This window comes from Pseudomonas sp. GW456-L12, from assembly GCF_059424045.1.
This window is the reverse complement of sequence record NZ_JBWKZA010000005.1, coordinates 142,730-169,649: the sequence shown is the minus strand read 5'-3', so window position 1 is coordinate 169,649 and position 26,920 is coordinate 142,730. Positions and strand designations below refer to the sequence as shown.

Here is a 26,920-nt window from a genome sequence, read left to right as displayed (position 1 = left end):
CCCCATCTGCGGTATGGCTTGCTCAGGCGGCGGGGCGTTCGAAGCTACCGAGGTAACGCTGCGTATTACCTGTGACGTACTCGCTCATCGTGCGATTTATCAGGTTTTCAATATTAAGGATCTTGGCAGCATCCTCCGTGATGAATCCGAATGGAATAGGCACCGGAGACAACGTCGGTAAAACCAAGTGGTAAATCACGACCGCGCATTTTCCGTGAATGACCATCGCCTCAAGTGGCGCCAGTTGCTCTGACTCAACAAAGCCGCACAGAAGCAGTCTGGCATTGTTGCAGTCGCCTTTTGCGCGCTTGATCGCCGGCCAATCATCGCTGGCAGAAACTGGGATCAAAATCTTAGCGTCGAAAACCGGTTTTCCATCACTCCCGCCTCCCTTGCTTTTTGTTTTTGAGAGATCAGAAAATGCACTGCAAAGCTGAGCATGCCTGGCCGAGCGTCCCCAGAGTTCATGTGAGGCCGGAGCCAGCCAGGAGAGGCTAATCGGGGCGGCTTGCGGTTCACTCTGAAGCGCTTTCTGATATTTGCGCAGCACTGAAAAAACTCTATCCCAGTTTTGCTGCAACTGAAGAGATCCAAAAAGTCGCAGTCCGGAAGATTCTCTAACCCGCGCAACGGCACTGGCGCTGTGGTACAGGGCAGAAAGGTCCATACCGTTTGAAGACACAAAGTCGTAGGCATCCGAATCTCCCAGGATGTCTGCGAGCTGAAGAACCTGATCGAGGTTTGCTCTACCCAGCATGCGGCTCAACTGCTCCGTACGCTGACGCATGTAGATCTCGTTTTCGCGCAGACCTTCCTTCGCGACAAAGCGTACCTGCCGAGAGTCAGCATCAATGCTTACACGCTCTTCTATCTTCTCCCAGCCATCCCTTACTTTTTGAACGCCTGCGACCTTGTAGAGCTCTGGCGGCCCCGCATCCTGCGTTTGTCCACCCAGGTGACCAGCGCGATAAATGTCGTAAATCTGACGCATGAACGCACCGACGGCCTTCGCACCGGACTCGGAAAGCGTATCGCTTGGCGCCTGCAACTCCAGGCAACGTTTGGAGTCGGCATCTCCAAGGCTTTTTCCAAGGCAAGTAAACGCCAGAAGCTCAAACACGAACATCTGCTCGCGCTCTTCCTTGCGCTTCACAATCGGTGACTCATGTTTGCCGGCAAACAAGCCACGGCCTTTATCGGTCAGCTCTATTCGTCCATCAGGGCGCGTTTTAAGCTCCCCCGTTTGTAGAAACGGTGTAATTGCAAAACTGAGCTCTTGAGCCGTAAACCCGAAATAATTGGCGATTTCAGCTGGCAGCAGCGCCGAAATCTTGAGCAGTCTCAGAAGAAATTCCGGTACGACTGGCAGCCCCCCCTTGTCCACAAGGGTGTACTCAATACGAAACTGTTGCGCAGGCACCGCGACGTCCAGCTCGAATAGAACAACTGGGTTAAGCTCCATCAGACAACCCTCCTGGCCCGCGTCACTGGTTTGATGCAGTAGTTGATCGTATCCTGTTTCGTCTGGATAAAGCTGGCTACATGACCCAATGGAAGCCTCGCGTTCCTGCCGCTCCACATGCTCAAACTGCCTACGATGACCAACCGCTCCATCGCGCGTGACATCGCGACGTTGATACGATTCGGGGTCGCCAAAAAGCCAGGTGATTGATCCGCTTTGGCCCGAGTCAGGGAGACGATGATGATGTTGTTTTCTTTACCCTGATAACTGTCGACGGTCTCGATTTTTACCAGCTTGCGGAACTCCTCCGACCAGATTTTCTCGGCGAATCTCTTTCTCACTAGTTTTCGCTGATCGAGATACATACAGATGACCCCGATTGGAGGCTCTTGCGACTCGGCCATCTCCATAGCCATGCCCGCGCAAAATTCGGTGTCCTCTGCGATTTCTTCCAGCAGCCGTATGATCGCATCCGCTTCAGCATTGTTAGACAGGCTCAGCGTGCCGCTGTCGTAAGCTTTCTTGCCTAACTCGCTGGTGTCGATCCAAGTGACCACATGGGACAGGCACTCAGGAACCTTTTGTGAAAAATAGGCAGGACTTGGTCTGTAGCCGTTCTCAAGGTCGATGTCATAGAAGATCTCGTTAACCAGATCGCCAATCGCTGGAAGCATTCGATATTGCGTATTAAGCGTCGCCCGAGCGGCACGCCCATACTGGGATTGGAACACTCGCTCAAAGTCGCTGCGCATAACCTGCTGGAATTCAGCTGAGCTGGTGGTAACGCCCAGGGAACGGGCAATGGCTGCCTTATGTTCTTCCTCATAAGTAGGACGTAGCTGGTTGTGGTCGCCGACCAGCAGAACCCGAGAGCCGACCTGCATGGCGATCGCTAACTCACTCGGCGCCGATCGAGCAGCCTCGTCGATGATGACCCAATCAAAATGAGTTTCTGCAAGCTTGAGATGTTGCAGTCCGATACCCACGCAGGTGCCGCAAACCAATGTCCTGGACCGCATCAGGAACTCATCATAATTGGCCCTGTTGCTCGATAAACGCTCAACGTACTCATGAGAAAGTTGGATCAGGTCAAGGCAGTGCTTGAATTCCGGAGGCCGCACTCCATGAACCGTCTGGACGTGATCATAGATGCGCTCCAGCAATTCTTGGGGTCTGCTTTCGCCCTCACCCAGCTCGCCAAGAAACAAGCTGGCATTTAGATTCAGCTCGCCCATCAGAGAAGACTTCAGCGCTTGCAAAGCCACTCGTTCTGCTCCGTCTCCCTGAGCGCGCAAAATTTCCTCGTCCAGCTTTTTCAATGATCGGACCAAGTGAAACACTCGCTGATTCACATCGACCATCGTCTGGACAAAAGGCTTACTCAAACCCAGCGACGAAGCCATGAAACCCACGCGCTCCTTAAGTTCAGCGCTAAACCCATTTCTCTGGCGGTCGACGATATTGCGGGAATAAACGTCCAGTAGCTCCTCGGAGACAACCTGGTCACGGTTACTGAAGCGCACAACGTTCAGCTCGGTGTCCAGTCGACGGCAGTGCGCGCGGATCCGTTCTGCTGCAGTATTGACAGCTTCATGAGACTGGCTGACAAGGAGGATATTTCGCACCCCGACCTTGCTGATCAGATAATGGATGAAGGCCGCGATAAACTCTGTCTTACCTGTCCCCGGAGGTCCCTGCAAAAGGCCCACTGGGCCTGTAGTGATAAGCTGTGTAAATGCGGCGCGCTGGGCCTCATTCAGTCCGATGACCGTGCCACTAGCTGTGGTGCGTTCGTATACTGCAAAGTCCGCATCGGTGGGCTCTTCAGCATACCCCCTTGGTGCCAGCTTGCATTTTTCGTCGAAGTAATCCATCAAATCTGGCAGCACTGACTGCCGGTTCAAAATCCGCTCCATCGCACCACGACGACGCGTCATTGATGTCTTGTTTTGCCGGCTTTGGAGGAACAATTGAGAGTCAGCCTGCACGCGTTTCGAACGATTGGAGGCAAGCACGTAGACTGCATCACGCACGCTCATGCTTAGGTTGATCTCACCGATATCAATATCCTTCTCCCCGTCTCTGAGGATCAGTCGGATGTTGTCTCCCGCCTCAAACCCCTCAAGGGCCTTCGCATCTATGGCGTAGGGAATCAAAAGTCCTACGCCATCCTTGTGGAAGTGTGGTTCTTCGGAAACACGGAATGAGGGCTGGGCCTCAAGTTCAGTAGAGGTGATGGTTTTCCATATTTGACTGACAGGGAAACTCCGCACTTTCACAGCTTCTAGCTGCGCCTCATCTATGGCCAGTCCGTTATCCTCGTCCTCACCGGTAATCGAGTTCGCAACGCGTTCACCGTCTTCAATCGCCGCTTGCTTACGCACTTCCGCGTCATGCACCTGTGCGGCGAGGCTTAAAAATGCCTCGTCTTTGGCCAGAAGCTTGGTCAGCTCATAAACATTGACGCTGGTACCACCCGAAACACTGAACCGCGCTTCTATGTGATGGTTTGCCTGACGCGCCAAATAGGCGGGAACCCGCATCTCCTGAACGGCCCTGAACGCATTTACAAACTGCTTGGAAGCGGGATTGAACTCAGTCAGTAACTGCCCGCCAACACCTGCGAACGTTACCTCCAGGGCTTTGGTGGGGGCTCTTTGGTCGGGCTTCACGACAACAGATACTTTCCCGTTGTCAGGCAGAATTTCAAATGCCTCGCCACTTCTGTTTCGTAGGACGACAGAGACGGTTTCAATCGTTTTTGCAGGAGTGAAAGCGGCTTCTAGAGCATCCTTGAAGCGCTCCAGGGAAAGAAAGCCGGACTCCGTGTCCATCTCGTGCGCGACAGCCGCTCTCAGGGCGGGAATATCCTTCTGCGAAGGCGCTTCCCAGTCCATGTCCAGGAGCTCAAACACCATTCGCATTACAGCAAAGTTGTCTCGCTCTGCTGGGGTGCAGTTTTCCAATACGGGGCTGTAGCGGGTGTTGATCGGTGACGCGCCTGAAGCCGAGAAATCCGGACAGTCGAGCAGGTAGACCTGAGTCTTTTCGGGAGCGGAACCGACATTGACTTTGACGTTGTGTGGATGCAGATCGCCGTGGCTCAATTGCTGGCCATGCAACCCGTCAACTGCCTCGATGAGCCCATGGGCGACGACAATACGGGTTTCAATCGACAACCCCTTCAGCTCATCCCAGTGCTCGCCATCGACATGCTCCTGAGCCAGAAATGGGTTACCGCTGCGATCGTAACCAAAGTGTTCAATTTTTGGCAGAAAGGCGAAACCGCTGCCTTTCAGCTGCTCCAGGACTTCAAAGAAAGCCATCAACATCGGCCCTTGACCATCCTTGGGGTCCCGGGCATTGATCGACGGCCATGATTTCACGACCAGGGGGCCGGATCGATAAATCAATTTCTCAGCCGTGTCGGCGATAGGGTCATCGTCCTCCCGGTAAGCGGAGCTCAGCCGTAGATCGGTAGAAAAAACGTCCAGCCGCCGGTTATCAAACTCAAAACTGGCAGAGTTGTCCGGCGTGGACTCGCTCAATGCCTGCTGAAATGCGCTGGCGTGATCGAATCGCTCCTTTGGATCATTCCGCAACGCTTGTACAAGTACCTTGGCAGGCCAATCTTCTGACGACTCAACCTGAGCTTGAACACCTGCAACGTAGGTGACGTCGAGCTTCAGAGGCATTGGACGGGCCTGAAGCAGATGCCAGCCCATCAGCCCGAGCGCGAAGACATCACGACGAAATGGCGTACTGCCTTCCATCGCAGTGTCCTGGTCTTCAGGGAGCGCGATAGCACCAATGCTCAGCAAGGTACGCAAATCGCCAAGAGTACCGACAGGCTGGTAATAGGCGCTGATGAAGTTGGAAAGAGCGATCGATGACGATGGAGAGAACCACACACTGTGGTCACCCAAATCACGGTGAGCAATGTTGAATCCGTGCAGTCCGGCAAATTGGGCCAGCAGGATCTTAAAAAGCTGGACGCGCTCAAGCACAGTCATCCGCTCCACAAAGCGGTTGATGAACTCGTTTAGGCGGTAATGCCCGTCCGGCATTTCAAGCAATTCTGCATATTGCTCGGTGACACTGTCTGGGCTGGCATTACGCTTAGGACGAGCACAACGATGCATCAACTCCTGATCGCGCAGGCGGAGGTGGACCATGACATCCCTCTCGCGCGAGAGGATTCGGTACCGTCCGTCAGCTGTTCGAGCACGGGTGTCATCGAGCTTCGAAAAGTCCCAGAGCCGGACCATCGCATGGTCATCCTTGTTATGGATATTGACCGCGTCGTACTCTCGGTAGACTTCTGTAGGGTGTGTGAACACCGCTTGAGACTGCGCACGGTAGTCATCGACAACAAGCTCTTTGGGCTTAACCGTGCCTTCATTGATGATGTCATCGAAGAAGCCGAAATGCTCATTCAAGCCAATATTCGAGCGCGCGTTGAATCGGTCTTTAAACCGCTTAGGGTCGGCCATTTCCAGAAAGTCATCCAGCAGCATGACATGCTGCATCTCGACCTCAGGAAGATTCAGGGTGCATTTACCGGTGAGCACAATGCAGAAGTCGATCCAGGGCTCTTTCCCATTAGGCAGTTGAGACTTTAGGCCCTTGATTCGTTTCCTCAGCTCAAAGGTTTTCCGACGGGTTTTGTCTACCGGCGAGACTTCTGTTTCCTTCCCGTCTTGGTGCCATTTACCGCCGTGGTTGGTGATCTCGCCGCGCCAGTGCTTAAGCTCGACAACAAGAACGAGGCTATGGGTGACGATGACAAGATCGAACTCCCCATCTGAGCCCCGCGAGTTCGCAAAACGAAAGCCGGCGTAGCCGCGCCAAGGCCATACGCCATTGCCTGCCTCAGGTTTCTTCAATTGTTTCAGAACGTCAAACGACTTCCCTTTCGTGGAGCCTGACCCAGGTTCCGGAGGAAGCTCTTTGGGCCCGAATGCTTTGGCCATCTTGTCGATAGCGTCGATCTCAAAAGAAAGGAGACCGCCTTCCCAGTAGCGTACGTCCATGTGATCCCCGCAACATTTTTACAATGGAGTCAATCTGCCATACGCTAAGCGAAATGGTGGCGTATAGAAATGTAATATCGGGGGATTTAGCGATTTTGGACCCATTTTCTTTTGAGATCCGCCCAACCCATAGTTTTGGCTTTCTAGGACTCCCTTCGACTCAACCCGCGCTCAAGCTCGGCATCTTGCCGATGACGACGGCTAACTGCGCTACGATCCATTCACTCCCACTGACGGGCTAGGCGATCGCTACATCCGGCAACTGGTCGCGCTAGGACCAAACTTCTGCTTTTGGCCTTCTTTCGCTTTTAGCCGCAGTTTGCTTTGGGTCGAGGCCAACCAGTCATGGAGATCATGTGCAGTGGTCAAGTCCATGCAATTACGCAGCTGCCACAACATGAAGCCGATTGCTTGGCAGATTTCACCGAACCTCTCAGATCTTTTCTGACTGTCTGTTAGCTGCGTTCATTTTCTTTCCGAGTAGCCAAATAAGCTAAAGGTTTGATTGGGGGTTCAAGACCACGGTACTGTATGCTGGTGGGCTCATAGGTGGAGGGGCCGATGCCTCTACAGAGGGCGCTTTCAACCTTGCCTTGGCTTTGTCGGCCTTACTCTGCTCGCGTTTCCGGGCCTCTTCAAATTCCTGCATCGGATGCGTCACGAAATGCTGGCGGTATGTTTTGAGAAGTCCTTGATCATTGCTGCTCATGGCCTGGCCAAGCACGTAGTCGGCATCACGCAGTTGAATGTCCAATTTTGGATTTTTTGCCTGTGCAGTTTTCACCATCGCAATCGCGTTATCGGAAAGCTTGCCGCTCGTCCACAGTTCGAACCTTTGGCGGATGCTAGCCCACTCGGAGTGCGTTTTAACAAATCCCCTGATCACGGGGATACGTTTATCAAGCCATTTCTCCACTTCGGCATCATCCAAAGTGCTGAAGGGGTGTATCCCTTTGCACTCGATGAAAACAACTTCATGGCTCGGACGGTAGGCCAGCACGTCGATCTCCGCTTCCGCTCCGATACTGTCCTTGACGATCCGGTTCATCTCCTGGGGATATCCCAAAAAGGTGGATCGCGCGATCTGGGCTACCGCGAATTCGAAAAGGCTGCCGCGTAGCGTCGAAGCTGCGCCTTCGATTCGGGACAAATCGTTGAAAATTTTGTCCAGCGCTTCAGGGGTTTGTGTGAGCTTCGCTGTGTCGGTCAGGACCGCACAAAGATTCTTCAATGCTAATGCCACATCGCGGCCAAAAAGGCTCTCGGTTGTCGCCGGAATGATGCCCTGCTCCTTGAGAAGGGCGAAAGCCTCAGAGTGGTAGCTTTCGGCGACAAAAATCTGAAGGCATTTGCTCACCTTCCTGAGACTGCGCAGCGTGACGCATTTGTTGACGAACCCTGCCAGATGGGCAGCGGTTACCCACCCGTTTAGGGCAAGGTCGCAAACGAAGAAACCTGGTTTGAGAGTTGTGTTGACGTACTCTCGCATGGGGAATAAGTAGGAGGGTCCGGCCAGGTCCCAATTGAACGTCCCGACCTTGGGTAACGCCTCTGAGCCCTCATCCTCGCGGGTTTCAACGGAATCGTAGCTCACCATCCCTAAGTTGCGGGCCCAATCCTTCACCGCCAACAGGGTTACCTTTTCTGCGATGAGACGACCCTTCATCTTTGCCCACGTGGAGGTCACTTCGAGCATCTGGTGGTGATCGCATCGCACCACACAGGATTCGCCCCCTGGAAGCGCCACCTCCTTTACAAGAGTCGCTTTCACCAGTCGCTCCAGCAGAGTTTCTGCTGAAATGTGTTTCTTTTGAGCAACAGGTGCACCACAGGCAATAAGAAAATGCCGGCGGGGCATCACGTTGCCTCGAAGCGCGAGAGCCTGTAATGCCGCAAAATAGGCACTCCGAGTTTTTTTCAGAGCCTCCATCAAATTATCGAAGAAAAACGGAGACCCATAGTCCTCTTGGAGATAGCAGAAGCGTGCCCGATGGGGAAAGATGATGTGGTTGAGACGGGTCATACCAGCGCCCCCACGTTCGACCCGCTTTCTCGCCGCTTCGGGGTTGAGGCCGTACTTGGTCTCAAGGAGCTTGGACAAATCACTGCTCAGCAAGGGGCCTGTTTGCTTCAACAGGTCGATGAGCGCATTGTCAGCCATGTTCGTTCTCGAAGGATGTCACACAGCGCTATTTATACTCCTTGTAAACAAGGGTCAACGCTTCCTTTCGGCGTCTGTTCTTGGGCATAGGAAAAATGGGCCTTTCAGAGCGCATTGCTCCGTTTTTTGGTAAAAATGTCACAAAGCCTTTTTCAGCCCCGCGTGCCGCCTTTGCCTTCAGTCGCGAGGAAACAAGGACTGCGAGTGATCTCCATGGCCTGACCAAGGATGAGTGCGAAGCTATCTTAATCCTTGGGCTTCGTAGCCAAGACCGTACGGGTATGCCATCGATGATTACTATCTTGACCAGTTCCACCAAGCAGGCGAAGACTCCCACACCCCAGAATCTCGGAGCTGATTATGGATGAGCATCGCGAAACACCTGTTCGACTGGATTACTTCCGTTTGGTTAAGCGCCTGAATGAGCATCTGACCAACCTCGGCGACGAGCGAATCGATGAGGAGATTCAAGAAGCTTGGGCAGGTTACTTCCAGGAAATGGCCATCACGCAGGATGAAATTGACATCATCGGACCTTGGTATGGCAGGCACTACACGGTCAGCCTCTCGATCCCGACTTTGCGCCGTTATGTAGAGCATCTTCGAGCGCACTCTTTTTTGCCGGATCAACGGCTTGTAGATCAGGTTGAAAGTGATGCAACCGCAATCCTTGAGGCGTGTGCATCAATGGGGCTGGATGGCCACAGGCTCTCTGACGCACTCTTTCAGGCTGCCGCGTTGGTTCACCACGCTGCCTACCGTGCAAACTATCCAAACATCGATTCAGCTTCTATCCGGCAGGAAATCGAGAGCCGCGCACGGCTCGCGGATTACTTCTCACGTGACATTTTGAACGAAGCTCAAAATGGAGTCGGGGCCGCAGCCAAGCTAGGCAAGGCTCTTTTTCCACGACACTGAAATCCGATCCCGGCACAGCGGTTGTGTTCCAGAACAAGGGGGTTCCATGAGTACGACCCGTGATCCAAGCAAGGCCCTACTAGTGATTGATGATCCCGACCAAGGCGAGTGGGGCGCTCATCAGTCCGTTGTCAGGAATCGCGTTGGGGTCCTTTCCCACGCGCTAGCCGACTGATTCCGACTAGCCCGCGCTCCTCACCCTTACCTCAATAAAGCCGGCCTAGTCTAGGACCCAGTACAAGCCTATTGCCATCAGCCACATCTTGTGGTTGTATTTATGTACAGCCATTGTTCGATTTTCCGACACTATAATGACCTTACTTCAAAGCAAAATTGAAGATCTGTTAGGTGCGTTCTGGGATGAACGAGAGATCGTCATTGCCAGCGATCCCACGTCTATCGATGACATGGGAGCACCGATGGACTCATTAACCGCTTGTGAAGCGATGATCGATATCGACGTGCTCGTAGGCAAGAAAATCCCTGTAGAGGTGGTCATTCGCAATGGGGGCTATGAGTCGCGCGATCAATTCATTCAGCAAGTCACTGAGGGGGTACTCACGTACCTAACGAAGGAAGATGAGTGAAACTGACAACAATGAAGAACGTCTCCAAATTGCGGAGCGGCTGCGATCTGCTCGCGAGTATCTAGGGCTTTCCCAAGCTGAAATTGCTCAGCTCGTTGGACTTACCCGCACAGCCATTACCGGAATCGAGTCCGGCACTCGCAAGGTTGAAGTGACAGAGCTGAAACGCCTGTCGAGCATCTACCATCGGTCCGTGGAGTATTTGCTGACCGGGTGCGAACCCGCGTACTCCGGTCCCGAACAATTCGCTTTCCTGGCCAGGGCAGTCAAAGGCCTGACTCAGAAGGATGTGGATGAAGTCGCTCGGTTTGCTGACTTCTTGAGGGCTTCGAAAGCTAATTAGGGGATAGGGATGCTCTCCGCAACTCAAATCAAATCTGTTGTTACACGCGCCGCTGAAGTCGTCAGAGACTCCGGCGCGAAGCGCCGAATCGACGAGGATGGGTACACGCGCGTCGATCCATTTCGGATTGCTCAAGCGGCCGGGGTGGTCGTGATGCTACGACCACTGGAAAAGCTTTGGGGCGCATTTATCAGCGAAGGCCAACCAGGAATTCTGGTAAATGCTGAGCGTCCAGCAGGCGTTATCCAAATGACTTGCGCACATGAGCTTGGGCACTTCGTTCTGGATCACGGCACCACAACAGACGAACAGCTGGACTACACCAACACTGCCGCTCAGAAAGAACTGGAAGCTGATTGGTTCGCCTACAGTTTGGTGGCACCGCGCTGGGCCGTCGCGAAAATCATGAAACGAAAAGGTTGGGCGGTGACCGATCTTGCGCACCCCTTCAACCTCTATCAGCTTTCCCTGAGGCTAGGAATCAGCTACACCGCAACCGCATGGTCACTTCAAAGGCTGAAGCTGTGTGACCGTTCGTTTGTTGAAGAGGTGCTGCGAATTCAGCCAGCGGCAATCAAGAAAGCACTGCTTCGCAAACCACTGGTCAATTCGCAGCGAGACGTCTGGCTTCTCGATGAAGCTGATCGAGACCTTGTTCTCGAACCCCGTGTTGATGACCAGATGTTGGTGCGACTAAAAGACCACTCGGGTGCTGGCTACGTCTGGGACACGAAAGAGGCAGCCTCGGAAGGTTTCACCATCGAACCGGTATTACTGCCTCCAGGCAACGCCGCAGATGCCGACGCGCTCATTGCAGGTGGTGAGCACTATTTGGACTACCTGATCTCACCATCTCAGAGTCTGCCAACTGGTCGTTCAGAGCTTCAGCTCGACGAGCGCAAACCATGGGACCGGTCATCGGATCCGCTTAACAGCTTCGAAACCCAGACCCAATTCGAGGATTTGGCAAGCGGACTTTCTTCCGTAGCCAAGCAGGCTTTGCTTCAAGGAACCGGCCAATCGTGATCCAACCGCGCGTAACGATACCGATGAATTCCAGGGACCAGGGAAACAGGGGGTCATGCGTCGCGTTTTCGCTCGCAGGGATCAAGGGTAACCTCTCGAACCACTTGCTCAGTCCCGAATACGCTTATTTGGCTACCGTGCATCAGAGTCCTACATGGACGCCCAACGCTGGATTGGATGTCCGAATCGCTATTGCGGCTACCAGAATGGGATTGCCAGAAGATCATCACTTCCCATACCAGCAGAGCGAACCGGGGCTGCCATTACCGGTACTTCCCACCGGCTTCCCTCTCCACGGCCCTGATCTGGCACTAGCAGCACTCGACCTGAACAAAATCAAGCAATGGCTGGGTCTTGGCAGACCGGTAGGGGTGCTGGTTTCGACAACCCAATCCTTCATGTGCCCTATCGATGGTGTGGTGGCCTTCGAAACGAATGTCTTCCCAGGCCGACATGCAGTGGTGATCGTGGGTTACGGTCACGATCAATCGGGGACGGAGCATTATCTGATCTGCAATAGTTGGGGAGTTGCTTGGGGAGTGAATGGACACGCATGGGTGCCAAACTCTTACCTAACCGCCCATGCATCATGTATCTACGGAGCTGATAAATGACGGAAGTATTCCAGAGGTCGAGAGTAGTACAAGCATGGCTGGCTGGCATCCGCTACCTGGAAAGCCAAAAGAAGCATGATGCCACCAATATCATCCTGGAAATTACCTCGCCCCAAGCTGCAACCAGCGAGGACCGTCAGGTAGTCAACGCCGTCAGTCATGCCCTCCAACAGCGGAAGGCAAAACGGACTGTGATGACGGCTGCTGGGACAATCTTCCCCCAGACGATCTATAAGCGTTATGGGCGTCCAGATTGGTACGCGCACTACAAGTCGATCATGGCGCGCGGCATGGCACCGAACACCTGGGGCACCTATGCATTGCGTATGATCGAGCGCAAGGATGAAAGCGGTACGACGTTTAATCCGCTCGACAAAATCATCGAAAAACTGATTGCTATTCGTACCAAATATTTGAATAAGTACGTGGCCGCTTATGAGCTAGGCGTTTGCGATCTAGCCGTAGATCTTGCAGACGACTTAAACGGCCTCGGATTTGATCTCCCGACCTATGATCCGAGCATCGATCGGCACAAGTACTACGGTTCCGCCTGCCTCAGCCACGTGACCTTCAAACTGATGCACGGAAAGATTGATCTGACTGCGATCTACAGGTCGCACCACTACGCTGAGAGGGCATTGGGCAACCTTATTGGGCTTGCCCAGTTGCAGCAATATGTCGCAACGGAGGCGGGATACGAGACAGGGACGCTGACGTGCATTTCCACCTACGCCAAGCTCGATGATGGATTGGGTGGCATCCGTGCGGCAAGCAATCTGCTTGAAACGTTCCCGATCGATGAGACGCTTATAAAAGAGACGGCTGCAGTGATCTAGCCCCCAAAAGGTCTTCCGGAATGCTATAGATCTGCTTCATTCCGTTGCGGAAGTCTTTCACGCCACCGTAGCTTGGATGCCGGACCGTTAGGACCTCGACTCCAAAAGCGGTTGCATAGCTTGCGGCATCCTGGCCGATTGCAACAATCCTGCGCACCTTGAGCCATTTGATCAGCGCATTGTTGAGATCGTTAACCAGCGCGAGTTCCTTGGCTTTGAAGCGTCGATTCGTCAGGGGGTTGTCCGTTTCGTGCGGATGGAAGGGAAACACGTTCCAAAGTAGAGGCGGCTTCTCGATCACCTTCAAGACCCCCCAAATCTCGGCGGCCGTACGCTCAGCGATTACAGGCCCTCTAGTGGCTTGTCGTGAAGAACAACCCGGATAAACCTTAGCCATCTCCGCTAAGTGAAACTCATCCGTCAGCGCTAAGCCGGTCCTACGCCCACCTCGGTAACCAAGATCTCGTCCCATCCAGATGGTGTCGACACCGATATCTTCAGCAGCGCTGAGGTATGTGCGCAGGTTCGTACGCCGGTATGAAGCCGCATCTGTCCGATCATGCACTGGGCACGTGTCGGCATATGGGTTGAATACATCTTCCAGGCTCAAACTGGCGAGGGCTTTCACGAAAGAGGTGGGGGTCATTTACACACAGTTCTTATCGGCAAGAGAGTGGAAGGTCAGCTGGTGATTAGTCATGTCGACGACAACAGATCCTGACCGCACGGAACGAAGCTCTCGAAACACCTCGAATCCCTTCAGAATGGCCAGCTCCCACTGCCACAACGGGCATTTGTGAACCTCATACCCTTCCACCATGGAATGGATCTGCTTGAGCAGGCCGTACTCAAGCTCCCCCTCTTTGATCCCTTTGTAGAATTTTCGGCGCTTGGCATGGTTGAAAATCCAGGTGGCAATCCCTTCCTCGATAATCATCGCCCGAGCACCATCCTCATTCTCATCGATGATCGGGTTCGATTTTCGCTTGAGCTTGAGCAAACCACGCAGGACCGGCGACCATCCGAGGTACGCCATGTAGGCAAGATGAAAGACATCGTGGAAACGATAGTCGTCGGGCTCGTTGCTATTATCTGTCAAACGGTCACCGATGAAGACACCGTTCAACTGCTGCACGACAGATGGCCCGTTGCGACCTGGTAGCTCGATGAAGTCCATTTTGAGTGTCCTGGGCAAGCGCTCATAGCGAGGAAACTCAGACTCTGGATCGAAGAAAGAAGTGAACTCACGCTCGTCGCCAGGCCACCGGCTCTTGGTCTTTTCAAGGTTGTATCGCGCGACATCTTCAAGATATAGATCGAAACTCGCGCAACTGAGTGCCAACTCCGCCAACAGACCACCAAGGTGATCCCTTAGTGTTGGGGTCGGCCCCGCCCGTAATTGAGCGTCAGGCATATTACAGAAAATACCGGCCGCATGAGCCAGAGCACCGAGTTGGCCACCTCTAAGCGCTGAACCTTCCTCCTGCCGACGCGAATTGATCAGAGCATCGATGTGCCTGAAGTTCACGGTTGCGATAACTGGAGACGCGCTCTCTTTGAATCGCTGCCTCAAAACCTTCAGGCAGCTTTCTCCGATTTCATCCGGAGTGAACTGCAGAATGGAATTGGCCCTGATCAGATACCACAGTGCATCGCCAAGCTCTTCAGCCGCGACCTCACTTTGAGTTTCTTCAAGCCGGTCTCGCTCGGCCTTCTTCACCGATGAAAGCAGTCCTCCCACCTCGCCGAAAAAGCCGAAGCGTAAAACCTGCAGCGCTTTGGGGTCATTCTTGAAGCGGGAGCTGTTGCTGGCCTTGAGGGCGTATTCCGGCAGCGATAGTGGTCGCTCCTGCTGTCTGGCAATAGGTGCCATCTATTCCTCCTGAATCGAACAGCGACTGCTGTTGCATCCTCTGCGCTTGCAACTGGGCCCGCATCTGCTTGCAGCACCCAATGATTTTCCTGCGATCTGCGTGTAAGGCTCCCAGTTGCATAGCCCGCGCCTTAACCGAGAGCGTGACATCGTAATGTGGATAAAAACTCTTGCTCTGGAACCACTTACGCTGGAGGCCTAATCGAGCCGCAAAGCTGTGGAGCTCGTCAAGCGAATCTGCTACCAGATGGCACCACACACGGCCTTTCCAGCGGATATCTTCAGAATCGACGTAGACCGCCATGGCTAGTTTCTCTGTGCATAATGTGCAAATATTATGCACATATGACAGAAAAACTCAATGCAGCATCCGCCGCCAATCTCGCAAAAATCATCCGAGAAGCGCGTATTTCTCGCGGCTTAACCCTTGAAATTCTTGGGTCAAAATGCGGAGTTCATCATTCTCAGCTTTCCCGCTTTGAGCAGGGAAAAATGGTGCGCGTGAGCAAGAATCTCAAATTAATTTGCACATTTCTGCACATAGATATTTCCCCAAACAAAAATGATGCCGAACAAATGCAGTCGCTGTTCTCCCGCATCGAAAGACTGATCACGTCCTCTCAAAGCACCGAACGCGCAATCGAAAGCCTGGTTTCAGCACTGGAAGAGCTCACCTTCGGATAGGTCGATCAGGATACGATAGACATGCTGGCCGCTGAGTCGGATGAATTGACTCTAGTAGCGATGACGATAGCGATATTGAAGCCTATGCATTCGGCGCACGGGTGGCCACGCATTCCTACGACCAGATGAACTCCAACACCGACCCCTTCGTCGAGTTCTAACTGTCGGATACAGGTCGACCCAGAGGTGGCGGTTCAAACGGAAGAGCACTGCCACCAGCAGTCAAAGCGAGCGTGCCTGCGATAGCTATGGTCGAAGCATCTGTCATAATTTCAGGATTCGGGCAAACGCTTGTGTGGCATGAGAGAACGCATCGTGACCCAGGTCATCAATGGGTCCGCTCCCTCTTGATTAGTGCGTTCTGAACAAGAACCTGTAATCGAATTGGACTGCTATTTTCTTCTGCGGAAACGGCCGTTGTGGCCACGCTGCATCAACCTCTGTCCTTGAAGAAATCATTCTTCGTAATCAAACCGAAATCGTCATCCGGCATTCCGCCATCATCGTCGAAGAGCCCTTGAGTACGCCGCTCTTGCTTAAGGCCGGCAACAGCTTGGAAAAAGCAGCCTTCACACAGGTGTATCTCGTACCGTTCACCGTCATGCTTCGTTCCATAGCCCCAATGTGCCTGCAACGCTGCAAATTGAAGCCCACCGTTGTGTACCTTGGTGGTGAGTCGACAGACATCGCAAACAACGTCTCTGACACCATCAATTTCGACCTTACCGATAACTTTCATCTCCTATCTCCTCACGCCAGCGAGCGTATGAAAGCAGCCCCGAGTGACCGTATCGCGTGGAGGGGCACGCCGCTATTGGTAAACACCCAAGCGAGCGCGCTCCAGGTAGTCCACCACAACCTTGAAACCCACCGAGGTATTGAGCATCTCGAAAGGAACAATCCCTGACAGATGCTTACATGACCGTCCCAGCCAATTCTCGGCGAGCGTTTGAGAGCCGAAGACCATCACTGCAAACTCAAGCCCCTGGGCGTATTGGAGCGCTACAGCGCTCTGCTGGGGATTCAATCGGACTTCGTTCTGGGGATTACTCAGCCGTTGGATGGTCCGAGCGGACTTCCCCATGATTCGCTCCAGGAGCTTGTGAGCTTTGAACAGGCTTGATGAGCGGACCATAGCCTGAACATCACTGAGGGCAAAACCAGCTTGGACAAGGCGCAGGATGTCCAGATGACTCAAGCTTCCTGTCTCAGCATGGGTCAACTGGAACGTCGGCGGTTGAGCTGCGGTCCCTGTTTGAGGTCTCAAGATTGAAGAACTCATTGGACTGACCTCCCAATGCTCTGGATGCCAGATGAAATCAGTTTCTCTCTCATAGTACGAGAATGGTGCTCAGCCGGCAGCGCTCATCGCTTTCGCAACCTTAGCTTTGAAGATTCCCTGATTGAAACCAAATCTCTCGAAATGACGACTCAAACTAGGGGGTTGCCATAGCCATGTTGAGCAGCTAGGCTCTGGCCAACGGCCCCCACAGGGTGGCCGTTGGCCAGAGCCTGAAGGGAAAACTTACATCTTGAGTTTCGTCGGATCTGCCACACTATAGACGAGGAAGTCAGCCAAATGGAAATCGGCGCGCAGCAAGGTTTAACGCTTTGCCCACATCCTTCTCGATTGCCTCTGGCCAGCGTTCCACATTGCTTGGAATTCGGAGCTTCCCACCCATGAGTACAGGCATGTTCAAGCCGGTTCACGGTGCGCACGCCGTGGTTGAAACCGTGTTTTTCTTCGAGTTTGCAGCTCCGATTCTGTCGGACGAGACAATCGAGGAACACCTGCCGGCCGCCTATGCCGATATCCTTGCTCGCGTTGATAAGACAGGTTCGATTGAGGTGAGCTTCGATGCAGCTACTCGTCTTTCGAGTCAGCGCGAGATCTTCACGTACACGTTTTCCAACGGGGGTGATGAAGAATCCGAGGCACCTGAATGGGCTGTGCGCATTACCGATGGGATTCAGATTTCCATTCATTGCACTGCCTACACCCGGTGGGATGCCGTGTCGAAACAGACCTTCCAATTCCTGGATAAGCTGGCAAAGCACGCCCACGCCGCACTTGATTTAAAGTCATTGGGCTTCAAGGTTGTAGATCAATTCCGGTATGAGCCGTCTGAAGGTCCTTATGACCTACGCCTGCTCTGCAACCCGAGCAGCAGCTACCTGTCCCGCAAAAACTTTGAGTCCGGTGACCGCTGGCACAACAATTCCGGCTGGTTCTGGGGGCACCCCAATGGGAAACAGATCCTGAATCACCTGAATGTGAATTCATCAGCCGTGGCGGTTCAATACAAAGCTCCCCACACCTACGTGACCATCGATCATGTCCAAGTACTCCGACGAGAGGAAGACGGGGATGCGTTGCTCAGTTCGGTTGACGCAGACCAGTTCTCTCGCGTGGTTCATGAGTTCTTTGAACCGCTTCACGATCAGAACAAGCTGGTGATCAACGACCTGTTGACTGAGGAGGCTTGCCGTCGTCTCAGCCTAGTCTTAGGAGGGAAGCAATGAACGCGACGATGCTCAGCAATCCGTTTGCGAACGCTCAAGAAACCACTACTGGCGATGGTAAATGGCTGCCGCCTATAAAGGAAAAGGGTAAGAGCAAAATCATCTACGTGAAGGCCGGCACAGTTCAAAGAACTGTCAAAAGCACGGATTGTTTTTCCGGCTCGTACACTTGGAGCTCGCGAATATTCGTGGCTGGAAGCCACGTGCAGGGAACGCTGCGCGGACAAGCGAGAGCTACTCAGTTCCCGCTTTACGACTTCCGCCCGGCTCTGACCCTCAAAAACAGTCTTTTATCGAAGATTCGCGGCCTACTCGACTTGGAACCAGGATGGGATGGCTATACCGCGAAAGTCCCTGACGGCGCGGCTATCGATGAGGCCGAGCAATTTTCGAGCAATGTGCTGCCATCCGATGAGTTTCAATTACCCACGGTGACGGCAGCAGCAGATGGCGAGGTTAACTTCTCCTGGAAGAATGCTCTCGGCTATATTGATTTGGGCTTCTACGGTGACGGAAGCTACTCCTACTACGCCAAGACAGCAGTAGGCCAGGAGTTCATGAGTGATGGATCTTCTCTTACTGAGCACCTTCCAGAGCAGGTTTTGAAGATTATCCGGAGAAACTGAGTTCATGGATGTGCCACCACTGTCCGACGACGAGAGCTTGGTCAGAGCATTCTTTTGCCCAGAACAGCACGATGGCCAGGTATTCCTGGCCACTGCTGTGAGCCTCGATGACCTGAAGGACCGAGGGTTCAGTGTTGATCGCCCAACGCTGACACCGCTGTCTGTGCTGACGCATCGAGTAGATAACCAGCGTGCAAAAAATCCTGAAAAGCGGGAGTTTCCCAAGTACTCGCAGCTTTTCTATTCCAAGCTCAAAGAAGACAGGAACGCTGAAGGGCAACACTACTTCGAGATCCAGCCATCACCCGTCTCAGAGTCGGTGGACATGCCGGGCAATCCTGGCCACGCGTCGATCTACAGTGCTGACAAAAACCTGGGTAATGGCGGCCTTCGTAAGGTCAGGACAGCCCTGATTGAGCACTTGAACAACGTCGTGGAGCTTGAGAACATCCCCTACATTCGCGATGCAGCGCCGAAGTGATCAGCAGCTTCAAATAGTGAGTTAATCCCACCTCGGCTCACTGGATAGCTCAAGTTCACTACCTCACTCACAAACATCCGAGCAACTCCGGCAGCACTGCCTATCAACATGATCTCCCTATCGCCCCCAATGCTCACGTCCTCATGGTCTACGTGGATCACGGTGGCAGTGCGATCAGTAAGGCCCTATCGTTTGGACAGCAGTTTCATGTAGGCCCGAGTCCGCGGATATCGATCTCGACGTTCCAGACGCTGTGCAAGTCGTGGGAGCAAGGAAAAAATCTGCGACTGCTTGAGACACAGATTCTGATCCGATCCGAATCGCCGAATAATCTCAGCTTCCAACTCACGTTGCAGTCCATCGTCCCTGCTCTCCCAATCGACTCGCGGATTAGGGTTTCTAGCAGGTTTGGGCATTTGACTAGCCTGCGCATTCAACCACTCTCTGTCGTTACGATGCAGCCAGGTGTAAAGCGATTGGCATTCGCGGCGAAGCTCAGTGAGAGAATGCGATGGAAACCGCAACTGAAGCTCGGCCCATCGTAAGCGATGATCAGCCTGATCGAGAGCCATCCGTCGAGCCTCCCAGGACACTTGAACGCCACGCTCCGCGCGGAGCAGCTTGTTCACCGTGGATATGGTGAGTTGAAACTCCCGGCAAATGTCATCCTTTGCCGTTCCTTCAGCAAGTCGGCTCAGTAAAAGTGCCCTGAGTTCAGGCTTGAGTCGCTTCGGCCGAGGGTGGCCCTTTCTGTTTGCCGGTGATACTGAAACGCCAGGTACTGGGGGTGACACCGGCAGTGCCGAAAGCGCTTTCCGCTGAGCACAAGCGACATCGTGGCATACCGCAAAGGACGAAACCTTGCCGAATAGCCAGGTAATCATCATCAGGTGTTTGAGTGGATGAATGTGCCGGCGTGGTGACCGCACCATTTGACTGATGAAGCTGGTGCCGGCGGTCTCAGTGGATGGTAGCCCACCATATGGACGAAACCTTCGCAAAGGGCTGATATGCGTCAACAGGCTCTGTGCCGCGCTTTCTGTTGGTAGCCACTTGCGGTAGAGCTGGGCGACCACCACTGGATCAAAGTGCTTGGCCAAGCCTAGAGACCCCAACTCGCGGCACGCCGAGGCCAGTTGAGCGAGGCGCTCCCGTTCCAAGGAGGTGATCACGCCATAATCCGAATCGCGTAATGTGCCAGCCCAGGGCATCGTCCAAGTGAATCGCCCACACCAACGGCGATTTTGGCTGCATTCGCAAAGCACTTCACTGTGCTCAGGGCATACCACCACCCCCGGGTACTGATGGGACAGATGCCAATACGAGACCCCGTACGAGGCCACGTCCCGAGCTATGCAGGAGCGGCACGCTCTGAGAGGATGATCCGCACCGAATCCCCCACAAACGAGGCCGAGTTGATACTTCAGCGCCCCGAGTAATGGGCTTCTGATTTGAGCAAGCGCCCCAGCGACTGAACTATCCGACTGGAAAGGTGAGAAGAACGGAAAAATCGTGTGGTGCTCGATAATGGAGATAGCTTCTCCCCAGCGGCCAGAGGTGTTCAGCTCGAAAGCATCCAGACCACAAGGCAAGTCATGCTTGATGCTTCGCTCCGAGAGACTGAACAGCTGCTCGGTAGTCGCGGTTGGGCGGAGATGGCCCGACAGGAAATGCAGGCGACTGCAAAGACTGAAGAAGGTCTCTCCCGGTAGCCAAGCGGGGTAAGCACATAAACAGGAGGCTTCCATGGGCACCTCTCCATGCGAGCGCGTGCTCGGGGAAGCAAAAACGTGCTGTGGATAACTTATTTTAGCTCGACAGTAGTTGTGGATAGTCTGTTTGGAATTATCAGACAGCGCAGATATTCTGCAATACCATAGCGATGTGGATAACTTTTAAGTTATCCAACGGAAAATAATTGAAACCTTTTGCACACATTACCCCGAGAAACTTTCTCTATATCAAGCAGCTATTGAAGGGACCGGAATCTTGTGTGCGCTATTCAAAAAACTTTTATGGTTGTCAATTCCGCTTTCATAGCGTTACCATGCGCGATAATCGCTATAGCCTTAACTGCGAATCGATCTAAAAATACTTGGATAGCGGCGTAAGCTTACTTTCCAAACTTTGCTAGATCCCTAGAGCAACGAGTTTGGCTGCTTAGTAAGATAGCCCAGTTTAGAAATAATGAGGTAGGAAGTATGAAGCATTCTGGTTAGCTTTTTGGAGAGCCAGAATAGACAAAGGCCTGAGTTTTACCCCAAGCCCCTGTGTCAAGATTCGCGCCCTGACACAGTTATTGTCTATCCGCATGCGCGGGGCGTCAAGCCCTGCCGGTTCTCCTCGTCCCTAGAAACGTAAATCCGGGTGTTCCTATAGCACTTGGTCGTATGCATACGCCACTCGTATGCATGTACTCAGCATGGCCACCCTTGGAAGAATAAGTGGCATGGGTATGGACAATAATGATTTCTGAAAAAACGCTAAAGCGAATCAAAGAACGCCAGGGAAATTTTCGATGGGGGGATGATTATGTTCCCGCCATTTTTGCCGTTCCGGGTGAAGCCCCGAAAACCTCAAGAATCTGCCGCCTGAACAGCCGCAAGCTTGGCCGCACACTTCACCTGCTCTCCATTCCTGAACGGGTCTTCACACAACTGGCGTTGTTCAACCCAGCTGTCTTTGAAATCCATGAACAGAAAATGCTTCAACCGCTGCCACATGTCCACCCACTGCACGGCCACCCGCTAGCCACCGGTTTGAGCCTCAGCCCACTGGTTGGCACGCTCGCCGCAGCACAGGAAATTGGGATGAACCATGCCAAGGTGGTGGTCGAGTCATCCAATGGCGAACGACAATGGTCCGCCTATCCATACCTTGGGGACCTGCTCCTCTACCTTAGCGGGCCTGATTCAGCACCCTATGCTCTCAACTGGAACATCAAGCTTTCCAAGTACGATTTCATGGAAAAACGGCGCTCCAAATTGAAATCCTTGGAGGCGCGAAGGAAAGATAGGGAACTTGCTGATTTACGGCTCCGCCTCGAAGAAACATATTATTCAAGTGCTGGTATCAAAACAGTAAATCTCTCGCTCGACGATATAGATCCTATTGTCGCGGCCAACCTGGATCAGATCTTCGGCTTACATGATCGCCCTCTAAACCTCGACGCTCAATTGCTAGAGGATTTTAGCGCTCAATTGAGAGAGGATTTTGATACAGGTCGCCCTTTAGCGCCTGCTGCGATCGCGTATGGCAATAAGTGGGGTCATCGAGATCAATTCATTGCACGGATATATCAAGACATTTGGAATCGAGTGCTGCCAGTGGATCTGTTTCAATATATACAAATTGACCAACCACTTGGACAGGCTCGGTGCGAGGTCATTGACCACTATCGCGGTTTCTTCTCTCTATGATGGCGGGATCTCGGCTCACCGCGCCAGAGGGCTGCGGTGAGCTTGTCAAAGGACATGACTACTACTTTCTCATCAGCGATGGGAGCTGTAACCGTGTCCGCATGGTTGAGTTCGACGAAAAAGGGTCCTCTGCCAAGCTGCTCACGATGACCCGCATGCGCTTCGAAGCGGCACTAGAAGACGGTGAGATCGTGGAGATAGGCAGCCACGATCATCCGCCATGGCTGGCAGCTGCCGCAGGTATCGAAACCAAATGGCGTGAAAGCCGACGCGTTAGCGCGAAACTGTCGTATGAGGAAATGGTTGATCAGCGCCTCATGAGTATCGCTGAACTGATCCCCAAAAGGGCGGAAATATTGGCTTCAGAGGACCCTGAGGCAATCATCAATGCTCACGCCAGAACTGCAAAGCCAAGGCAGCATCCTGCACGAATAAGACTGTTGTTCTTCACATATCTGGTGTTCGGGCAGACTAAATGGGCGTTGTTGCCCCGCTTTGACCGGTGCGGAAAGACGGACAGGAGTGAGAACAACCATAAAAAAATGGGTCGCCCTTCAGGCTACGGTCAGAATCATGGGCATCCCGTAACACCTGACATGAAAGTGAAGATTCTGGATGGCTTCTTGAACCATAAACGGGTAGACAAAACCAGAGACGACATCTACGGAGATTCACTGAGAAAGACTTTTGGTTGCCGTATTCGTGAAGGGTCAACGGGAAAAGAGTTTTACCATCCCAAAGGTGAGCCTTTTCCAAGCTTCACTCAATTCTGGTATTGGGTCAAAAAACAAACAGAGCCGGCAGCACTTGCAATAGAAATGAAAGGACCAAGCGCTGCCCGTACAAAATCTGGCGACGTCGGAACTTTTGCGCAGATGATTGGCAACCTAAACCAGCGGCTAGAGTTTGACGGCTATTATCCGAGCGAAAAAATATCGGGAATCATCGAGGGGGCGCCGTTGGATTCATTTTGCGTGGTACGCGGCGCGTGCGAACTATCAGGAGCAGTTGTAGCAGTAGGATTTGCGAGAGGCAGAGAAAGCCTGGAAGCGTATCGAATGGCGTTATTCTGTTTAGCCGTTGGCAAAGTCAAATTCTGCGAGCTTTTTGGTATTTCTATAAAGCCGGAAGAATGGCCCTGTGAAGGACTTTCAAGCCAGATGATCTTCGACAGGGGCCCCGCAGTACACATGAATGTTTCCGATGCCAAGGATTGGCTAGGCCGTTTGGAAGTTACACCTACGCACTCTGGTCAATCAAAAGCTACAGTTGAATCCTCACACCCGAGGGACAAAAAGCTGGACGATGAGGCGGTGTACGTTCATAGCGGTCTCAATCTCGTTGAGATGGCTCGTAGAGAGATCCGGAGAGTAGTAAAGGACAACGAGAACTCCGATGCAAGCGATCGGATGGATGGAGATATGTGGCTGGAAGGTTTCTCACCAACCCCGCTGAACGTTTGGAAATATCACGATGCTTTAGGCCGCAACCATGGCATCAAAATGTCCTTCGACCAAGCTGTCAGGGAATTCTTAACGCTCATGCCTGCGGTAATAAAGCAACGAGGAGTATATTTCTTCGGGCGAAAATATAACTCAAAAGAGTTAACTGATACCGGAATATTTGACCGTGTTGGCCCCGGTAGAGTGATTCAAGTTACAGCATACAGCATGACAATGTGCGTACGTCACATATGGATCGAGGTTGAAGGCAGGCTCTACGAGCTCAGTTTCGTTTACACCGCAAGCACAAGAGCTGGCAGCGGAGATATTTCCCTGGAAGACCTTCAGTTCATTAACCAATCACGGCTCCAAGCTCAAGCAAAACGCCGGAACGAAAAGGTCGCCATCGATCAGCACCATTATCAAGAATTTGAAAAAGATACAGGCAAGTCGTGGCATGCCGGTGTGAGAAAGCTGGGACGACCTGCAAAGAGTGCTGTAGCGCAGCGAGACTTGGATGATCAAAGACGACTGATGGGTGATAAATCATGATCGAAATAATGCGAACAAGATTCGACGGTCTGATTGACATTGAGCACATTCGAAGAAAGGTAACGACCCATCCAGAACCCGTCGGCGACATCGATCATCTGCCTCCTATGTTAGCCGCGCACTTCCTAGAAATGACGCTACGGCAGATTTTTCTACCAAATCAATTCAGTCTTGAACTGATTGCAGAGTTGGTAGGGAAAGCAGCGGCACACTCGGCGCTGCGTTCAACAACGGAACAAACATTTGTCAAAGGAATGTACTACCCAACTCCAGCCGAAACGTTTCCAATCTGCCTGACTGGCTTAGCCGGTGTAGGTAAATCGGCGACCATCGAAGCGCTACTTCGTGTAATGCCCGGCCCTACTGAGTTCCAGATCGATCATTGCATGGCCCCCCTAACAGCAGAGTCTCACTGGTACGCCAGCGCTAAGGGTAAGTCATCTGGTAAGCAACTCCTCACTGATTTTCTCGGCATTGAGGCGACGACCCGTGAGAACGCAGCAAGCCTCAAATTCAGAGCACAGCAGCAAGCAAACAAGCGCGGTATCTCACTGGCGGTGCTTGAGGAAATGCAGCATTTGACGCCAGGGAAAGGTGTAGCCCTAACAACCGACTTCCTGCTAACTATGTCCGGCCTCGGCTTGCCTATGGTATATGTATCGAACTTCAGCCTGGGACATAAGCTGCTAAAGCGTAATCAGGAAGACACCCAGCGCTTGGTAGCACAACCAAGAATCATGTGGCCGGACGCTCCAGAGTCAAAAAACTGGGCTGATTTCATAGATGCATGTATCGCTGCGAGTGACGGCCGTACTCGGGCCGATCGCTCAGATTTTTCCCATGAGATCTATCGTGGTAGCTATGGGCTTAAACGTGCAGCCATCCACCTTATTGTACAAGCATATATTCAAGCTCGCTCGGCCAATCGCACGTGGATTGAATTGGGAGATGTCCATAAAGCCTATGTCTCAAGTACGTATTATGCATACAGAATCGACGTTGAGGAGTTGGAACGCATCGCAATTAAACAGAAAACCAAGCGAGACGACCTTCTTTGCCCATTCGGATCACCCACTCGGTCGAATGTGGTGCAGTTCGTAAGGAAAGAACGTGATAACCGTGTCGCTCAGGCTGCTTTCAAAGGTGCGCTTACAGCGGAGGAGCGTGAAACGCACAAAAGCTTGAAGCTGGATACCGACATGAAGGCTGCGCCCGCCAAGCGGCCCAAGCGCAAGCCATTAGGGAAACCGACGAATGATGATTTGGGGAACGGTTTCAGCGAATTCTTCGATGATAAGAAGGATGATTAATACCTTGAACGATCCGTGTGCCTGACTCGCATAAGATCATCAACGCTCCGGACTAACATCCCTTTACTACGCACGCTATCGATCAAACCTGCGAAGCTGCCGTGCACAACTGCTATTGTGTGTATCATATATTCGCTGTACATAAAATCAGGACGATAATTCGTTCCTGTATCTGAAATTCTTCTAGAGACATCTAGCTTCCAATAAATAGAGCTCAAATATTCTTTAGAAATCTTCCCAGAATTGCACATTGCTGTGGCCTCATCTGCAAGATGCGCTAGGACACATTTAAGGTCAACGGCGAATTCCGACTCACCGATCTCCGCGAAAATTCTCGCAAATACAATACTTTCTTCGTCATGATTTTTCTCCGATTCATACTGATGAAAATAGCGCCCCTTACACCCTCTCCATATAAGTTCGTGCCCATATCCTAAGCTGTGACGACTGATATCAACACCACAAACAGGGCATTTCCTAAGTAATACGGTGTTGTGCTTTGCACATACTTTTACGTATCTGTGATCTCGTCTCCAGTACGGAAAGCCGAGGAAATCAATGTCCTCTTTAATACAGTCGATGCAAATCCCGGCCTGCTGACTCTCCGTTTCAAATCTAGTAGAGCATCTAGGATACTTGCTTCGGGTATAGCTGTTCTGGCCGGCATCCGGGAAAACTGCTACTTGCGAGTAACTTGTGTGATCGTGGAGCAATCGATTGAATCCGTAGGTATCAGACCTTCCAAGTACAGCAGCGATAAACCCGATGGATTCTCCTCGCATGTAGTACCTGGAGATTTTCTTGAACTCAATCGACTCCGGTGAGCGTGAATCGACAAAGAAATGCCTTTCCAGAAAGGAACGTAGAGACTCTTGCGGTTGGATGGTCAGCAGCAAGGGGGGCGCACCAAGGGGGGTCAAAGCACGAGATAGGCGAGGGACGTCACGTCGCTCGGAGCCCTTAGAGGCTCCAAGCGAGACTGACTTATTTATTCCGAGACTGACTTATTTGTTTAAGATCACCATGCGGC

General features: G+C 52.6%; 23 protein-coding genes. 13 read left to right on the top strand and 10 right to left on the bottom strand.

Annotation, left to right across the window (positions count from 1 at the left end):
* Positions 1–22: 22 nt before the first annotated feature.
* The 3 genes from AC07Y9_RS08675 to AC07Y9_RS08665 all read right to left on the bottom strand — a co-directional run bounded on the left by AC07Y9_RS08675 (position 23) and on the right by AC07Y9_RS08665 (position 8,656).
* A complete protein-coding gene (locus AC07Y9_RS08675) occupies positions 23–1,462 on the bottom strand; it encodes a hypothetical protein (RefSeq protein ID WP_102678729.1) in 1,440 nt (479 codons plus the stop codon).
* On the bottom strand, positions 1,462–6,495 hold the full coding sequence (locus AC07Y9_RS08670; protein ID WP_102678730.1) for an AAA domain-containing protein: 5,034 nt from the start codon (positions 6,493–6,495) through the stop codon (positions 1,462–1,464). The genes AC07Y9_RS08675 and AC07Y9_RS08670 overlap by 1 nt, the downstream gene beginning before the upstream one ends.
* 493 nt (positions 6,496–6,988) lie before the next feature.
* Positions 6,989–8,656 (bottom strand): hypothetical protein, encoded by a 1,668-nt coding sequence (locus AC07Y9_RS08665; RefSeq protein WP_102678731.1) that lies wholly within the window; start codon positions 8,654–8,656, stop codon positions 6,989–6,991.
* Between the two features lie 360 nt (positions 8,657–9,016).
* Between AC07Y9_RS08665 and AC07Y9_RS08660 the strand changes: the two genes are divergently transcribed.
* The 6 genes from AC07Y9_RS08660 (at position 9,017) to AC07Y9_RS08635 (ending at position 12,980) form a co-directional block, all read left to right on the top strand.
* Positions 9,017–9,574 carry a hypothetical protein gene (locus AC07Y9_RS08660; protein WP_102678732.1) on the top strand — a complete coding sequence of 186 codons (558 nt, stop codon included), beginning with the start codon at positions 9,017–9,019 and terminating at the stop codon, positions 9,572–9,574.
* A gap of 311 nt (positions 9,575–9,885) precedes the next feature.
* Positions 9,886–10,161, top strand: coding sequence for a hypothetical protein (locus tag AC07Y9_RS08655; protein WP_038574461.1), 276 nt, complete (start codon positions 9,886–9,888; stop codon positions 10,159–10,161).
* Positions 10,154–10,504 carry a helix-turn-helix domain-containing protein gene (locus AC07Y9_RS08650; RefSeq protein ID WP_102678733.1) on the top strand — a complete coding sequence of 117 codons (351 nt, stop codon included), beginning with the start codon at positions 10,154–10,156 and terminating at the stop codon, positions 10,502–10,504. The genes AC07Y9_RS08655 and AC07Y9_RS08650 overlap by 8 nt, the downstream gene beginning before the upstream one ends.
* Before the next feature lie 9 nt (positions 10,505–10,513).
* A complete protein-coding gene (locus AC07Y9_RS08645; protein ID WP_102678734.1) occupies positions 10,514–11,530 on the top strand; it encodes an ImmA/IrrE family metallo-endopeptidase in 1,017 nt (338 codons plus the stop codon).
* 206 nt (positions 11,531–11,736) lie between these two features.
* On the top strand, positions 11,737–12,144 hold the full coding sequence (locus tag AC07Y9_RS08640; protein WP_158245980.1) for a C1 family peptidase: 408 nt from the start codon (positions 11,737–11,739) through the stop codon (positions 12,142–12,144).
* Positions 12,141–12,980, top strand: coding sequence for a thymidylate synthase family protein (locus tag AC07Y9_RS08635; protein WP_102678736.1), 840 nt, complete (start codon positions 12,141–12,143; stop codon positions 12,978–12,980). Before AC07Y9_RS08640 ends, AC07Y9_RS08635 begins: the two co-directional genes overlap by 4 nt.
* Here AC07Y9_RS08635 and AC07Y9_RS08630 read toward each other — a convergent pair.
* Genes AC07Y9_RS08630 through AC07Y9_RS08620 form a run of 3 tightly spaced genes read right to left on the bottom strand, consistent with a single transcriptional unit; the run spans position 12,952 to position 15,157 of the window.
* Positions 12,952–13,626 (bottom strand): uracil-DNA glycosylase, encoded by a 675-nt coding sequence (locus tag AC07Y9_RS08630; RefSeq protein ID WP_038574454.1) that lies wholly within the window; start codon positions 13,624–13,626, stop codon positions 12,952–12,954. The two genes, AC07Y9_RS08635 and AC07Y9_RS08630, sit on opposite strands and share 29 nt — an antisense overlap.
* Positions 13,627–14,853 (bottom strand): nucleoside triphosphate pyrophosphohydrolase family protein, encoded by a 1,227-nt coding sequence (locus AC07Y9_RS08625; protein ID WP_256580860.1) that lies wholly within the window; start codon positions 14,851–14,853, stop codon positions 13,627–13,629.
* Complete coding sequence (locus tag AC07Y9_RS08620; protein ID WP_080748231.1) at positions 14,765–15,157, bottom strand: DUF4031 domain-containing protein; 393 nt, start codon at positions 15,155–15,157, stop codon at positions 14,765–14,767. The genes AC07Y9_RS08625 and AC07Y9_RS08620 overlap by 89 nt, the downstream gene beginning before the upstream one ends.
* 41 nt (positions 15,158–15,198) lie before the next feature.
* Here AC07Y9_RS08620 and AC07Y9_RS08615 point away from each other — a divergent pair, with 41 nt between their 5' ends.
* A complete protein-coding gene (locus tag AC07Y9_RS08615) occupies positions 15,199–15,537 on the top strand; it encodes a helix-turn-helix domain-containing protein (protein ID WP_158245981.1) in 339 nt (112 codons plus the stop codon).
* Between the two features lie 433 nt (positions 15,538–15,970).
* Here AC07Y9_RS08615 and AC07Y9_RS08610 read toward each other — a convergent pair whose 3' ends face one another.
* Both AC07Y9_RS08610 and AC07Y9_RS08605 read right to left on the bottom strand, forming a co-directional pair.
* Positions 15,971–16,276, bottom strand: a complete 306-nt coding sequence (locus tag AC07Y9_RS08610; protein ID WP_102678737.1) for a hypothetical protein — start codon at positions 16,274–16,276, stop codon at positions 15,971–15,973.
* Between the two features lie 72 nt (positions 16,277–16,348).
* Positions 16,349–16,819 carry an antitoxin Xre/MbcA/ParS toxin-binding domain-containing protein gene (locus AC07Y9_RS08605; protein ID WP_173679753.1) on the bottom strand — a complete coding sequence of 157 codons (471 nt, stop codon included), beginning with the start codon at positions 16,817–16,819 and terminating at the stop codon, positions 16,349–16,351.
* A gap of 410 nt (positions 16,820–17,229) precedes the next feature.
* Between AC07Y9_RS08605 and AC07Y9_RS08600 the strand changes: the two genes are divergently transcribed.
* From AC07Y9_RS08600 to AC07Y9_RS08590, 3 genes are read left to right on the top strand one after another with little or no spacing between them, the layout of a single operon-like run.
* A complete protein-coding gene (locus tag AC07Y9_RS08600) occupies positions 17,230–18,060 on the top strand; it encodes a TIGR04255 family protein (protein WP_158245982.1) in 831 nt (276 codons plus the stop codon).
* Positions 18,057–18,686 (top strand): hypothetical protein, encoded by a 630-nt coding sequence (locus AC07Y9_RS08595; protein WP_102678739.1) that lies wholly within the window; start codon positions 18,057–18,059, stop codon positions 18,684–18,686. The genes AC07Y9_RS08600 and AC07Y9_RS08595 overlap by 4 nt, the downstream gene beginning before the upstream one ends.
* 4 nt (positions 18,687–18,690) lie before the next feature.
* A complete protein-coding gene (locus AC07Y9_RS08590; protein WP_102678740.1) occupies positions 18,691–19,167 on the top strand; it encodes a hypothetical protein in 477 nt (158 codons plus the stop codon).
* Positions 19,168–19,352: 185 nt separating this feature from the next.
* Here AC07Y9_RS08590 and AC07Y9_RS08585 read toward each other — a convergent pair whose 3' ends face one another.
* Positions 19,353–20,915 carry a TnsD family Tn7-like transposition protein gene (locus tag AC07Y9_RS08585; RefSeq protein ID WP_102678741.1) on the bottom strand — a complete coding sequence of 521 codons (1,563 nt, stop codon included), beginning with the start codon at positions 20,913–20,915 and terminating at the stop codon, positions 19,353–19,355.
* Between the two features lie 717 nt (positions 20,916–21,632).
* Between AC07Y9_RS08585 and AC07Y9_RS08580 the strand changes: the two genes are divergently transcribed.
* The 3 genes from AC07Y9_RS08580 (at position 21,633) to AC07Y9_RS08570 (ending at position 25,890) form a co-directional block, all read left to right on the top strand.
* Entirely contained in the window at positions 21,633–22,586 is a 954-nt protein-coding gene (locus AC07Y9_RS08580; protein WP_102678742.1) for a PDDEXK family nuclease, read from the top strand.
* Between the two features lie 155 nt (positions 22,587–22,741).
* Entirely contained in the window at positions 22,742–24,580 is a 1,839-nt protein-coding gene (locus AC07Y9_RS08575; protein WP_256580861.1) for a TnsB C-terminal domain-containing protein, read from the top strand.
* The gene (locus tag AC07Y9_RS08570) at positions 24,577–25,890 is read left to right on the top strand and encodes an ATP-binding protein (RefSeq protein WP_102678744.1); all 1,314 of its coding nucleotides are present in this window, start codon (positions 24,577–24,579) and stop codon (positions 25,888–25,890) included. The genes AC07Y9_RS08575 and AC07Y9_RS08570 overlap by 4 nt, the downstream gene beginning before the upstream one ends.
* On the opposite strand, the gene AC07Y9_RS08565 is transcribed toward AC07Y9_RS08570, so the two are convergent.
* Positions 25,887–26,786 carry a TniQ family protein gene (locus tag AC07Y9_RS08565; RefSeq protein ID WP_146021750.1) on the bottom strand — a complete coding sequence of 300 codons (900 nt, stop codon included), beginning with the start codon at positions 26,784–26,786 and terminating at the stop codon, positions 25,887–25,889. The two genes, AC07Y9_RS08570 and AC07Y9_RS08565, sit on opposite strands and share 4 nt — an antisense overlap.
* Between the last annotated feature and the right edge of the window lie 134 nt (positions 26,787–26,920).

Excerpts from the sequence above, each read along its gene's own strand:
- AC07Y9_RS08625 (WP_256580860.1), bottom strand. The coding sequence starts at position 14,853 with ATGGCACCTATTGCCAGACAGCAGGAGCGACCACTATCGCTGCCGGAA.
- AC07Y9_RS08665 (WP_102678731.1), bottom strand. The coding sequence starts at position 8,656 with ATGGCTGACAATGCGCTCATCGACCTGTTGAAGCAAACAGGCCCCTTG.
- AC07Y9_RS08630 (WP_038574454.1), bottom strand. The coding sequence starts at position 13,626 with ATGACCCCCACCTCTTTCGTGAAAGCCCTCGCCAGTTTGAGCCTGGAA.
- AC07Y9_RS08610 (WP_102678737.1), bottom strand. The coding sequence starts at position 16,276 with ATGAAAGTTATCGGTAAGGTCGAAATTGATGGTGTCAGAGACGTTGTT.
- AC07Y9_RS08570 (WP_102678744.1), top strand. The coding sequence starts at position 24,577 with ATGATCGAAATAATGCGAACAAGATTCGACGGTCTGATTGACATTGAG.
- AC07Y9_RS08660 (WP_102678732.1), top strand. The coding sequence starts at position 9,017 with ATGGATGAGCATCGCGAAACACCTGTTCGACTGGATTACTTCCGTTTG.
- AC07Y9_RS08645 (WP_102678734.1), top strand. The coding sequence starts at position 10,514 with ATGCTCTCCGCAACTCAAATCAAATCTGTTGTTACACGCGCCGCTGAA.
- AC07Y9_RS08615 (WP_158245981.1), top strand. The coding sequence starts at position 15,199 with ATGACAGAAAAACTCAATGCAGCATCCGCCGCCAATCTCGCAAAAATC.
- AC07Y9_RS08670 (WP_102678730.1), bottom strand. The coding sequence starts at position 6,495 with ATGGACGTACGCTACTGGGAAGGCGGTCTCCTTTCTTTTGAGATCGAC.
- AC07Y9_RS08605 (WP_173679753.1), bottom strand. The coding sequence starts at position 16,819 with ATGAGTTCTTCAATCTTGAGACCTCAAACAGGGACCGCAGCTCAACCG.
- AC07Y9_RS08580 (WP_102678742.1), top strand. The coding sequence starts at position 21,633 with ATGATTTCTGAAAAAACGCTAAAGCGAATCAAAGAACGCCAGGGAAAT.
- AC07Y9_RS08655 (WP_038574461.1), top strand. The coding sequence starts at position 9,886 with ATGACCTTACTTCAAAGCAAAATTGAAGATCTGTTAGGTGCGTTCTGG.
- AC07Y9_RS08600 (WP_158245982.1), top strand. The coding sequence starts at position 17,230 with ATGTTCAAGCCGGTTCACGGTGCGCACGCCGTGGTTGAAACCGTGTTT.
- AC07Y9_RS08620 (WP_080748231.1), bottom strand. The coding sequence starts at position 15,157 with ATGGCGGTCTACGTCGATTCTGAAGATATCCGCTGGAAAGGCCGTGTG.
- AC07Y9_RS08575 (WP_256580861.1), top strand. The coding sequence starts at position 22,742 with ATGCGCTTCGAAGCGGCACTAGAAGACGGTGAGATCGTGGAGATAGGC.
- AC07Y9_RS08640 (WP_158245980.1), top strand. The coding sequence starts at position 11,737 with ATGGGATTGCCAGAAGATCATCACTTCCCATACCAGCAGAGCGAACCG.
- AC07Y9_RS08585 (WP_102678741.1), bottom strand. The coding sequence starts at position 20,915 with ATGGAAGCCTCCTGTTTATGTGCTTACCCCGCTTGGCTACCGGGAGAG.
- AC07Y9_RS08650 (WP_102678733.1), top strand. The coding sequence starts at position 10,154 with ATGAGTGAAACTGACAACAATGAAGAACGTCTCCAAATTGCGGAGCGG.
- AC07Y9_RS08595 (WP_102678739.1), top strand. The coding sequence starts at position 18,057 with ATGAACGCGACGATGCTCAGCAATCCGTTTGCGAACGCTCAAGAAACC.
- AC07Y9_RS08675 (WP_102678729.1), bottom strand. The coding sequence starts at position 1,462 with ATGGAGCTTAACCCAGTTGTTCTATTCGAGCTGGACGTCGCGGTGCCT.
- AC07Y9_RS08635 (WP_102678736.1), top strand. The coding sequence starts at position 12,141 with ATGACGGAAGTATTCCAGAGGTCGAGAGTAGTACAAGCATGGCTGGCT.
- AC07Y9_RS08590 (WP_102678740.1), top strand. The coding sequence starts at position 18,691 with ATGGATGTGCCACCACTGTCCGACGACGAGAGCTTGGTCAGAGCATTC.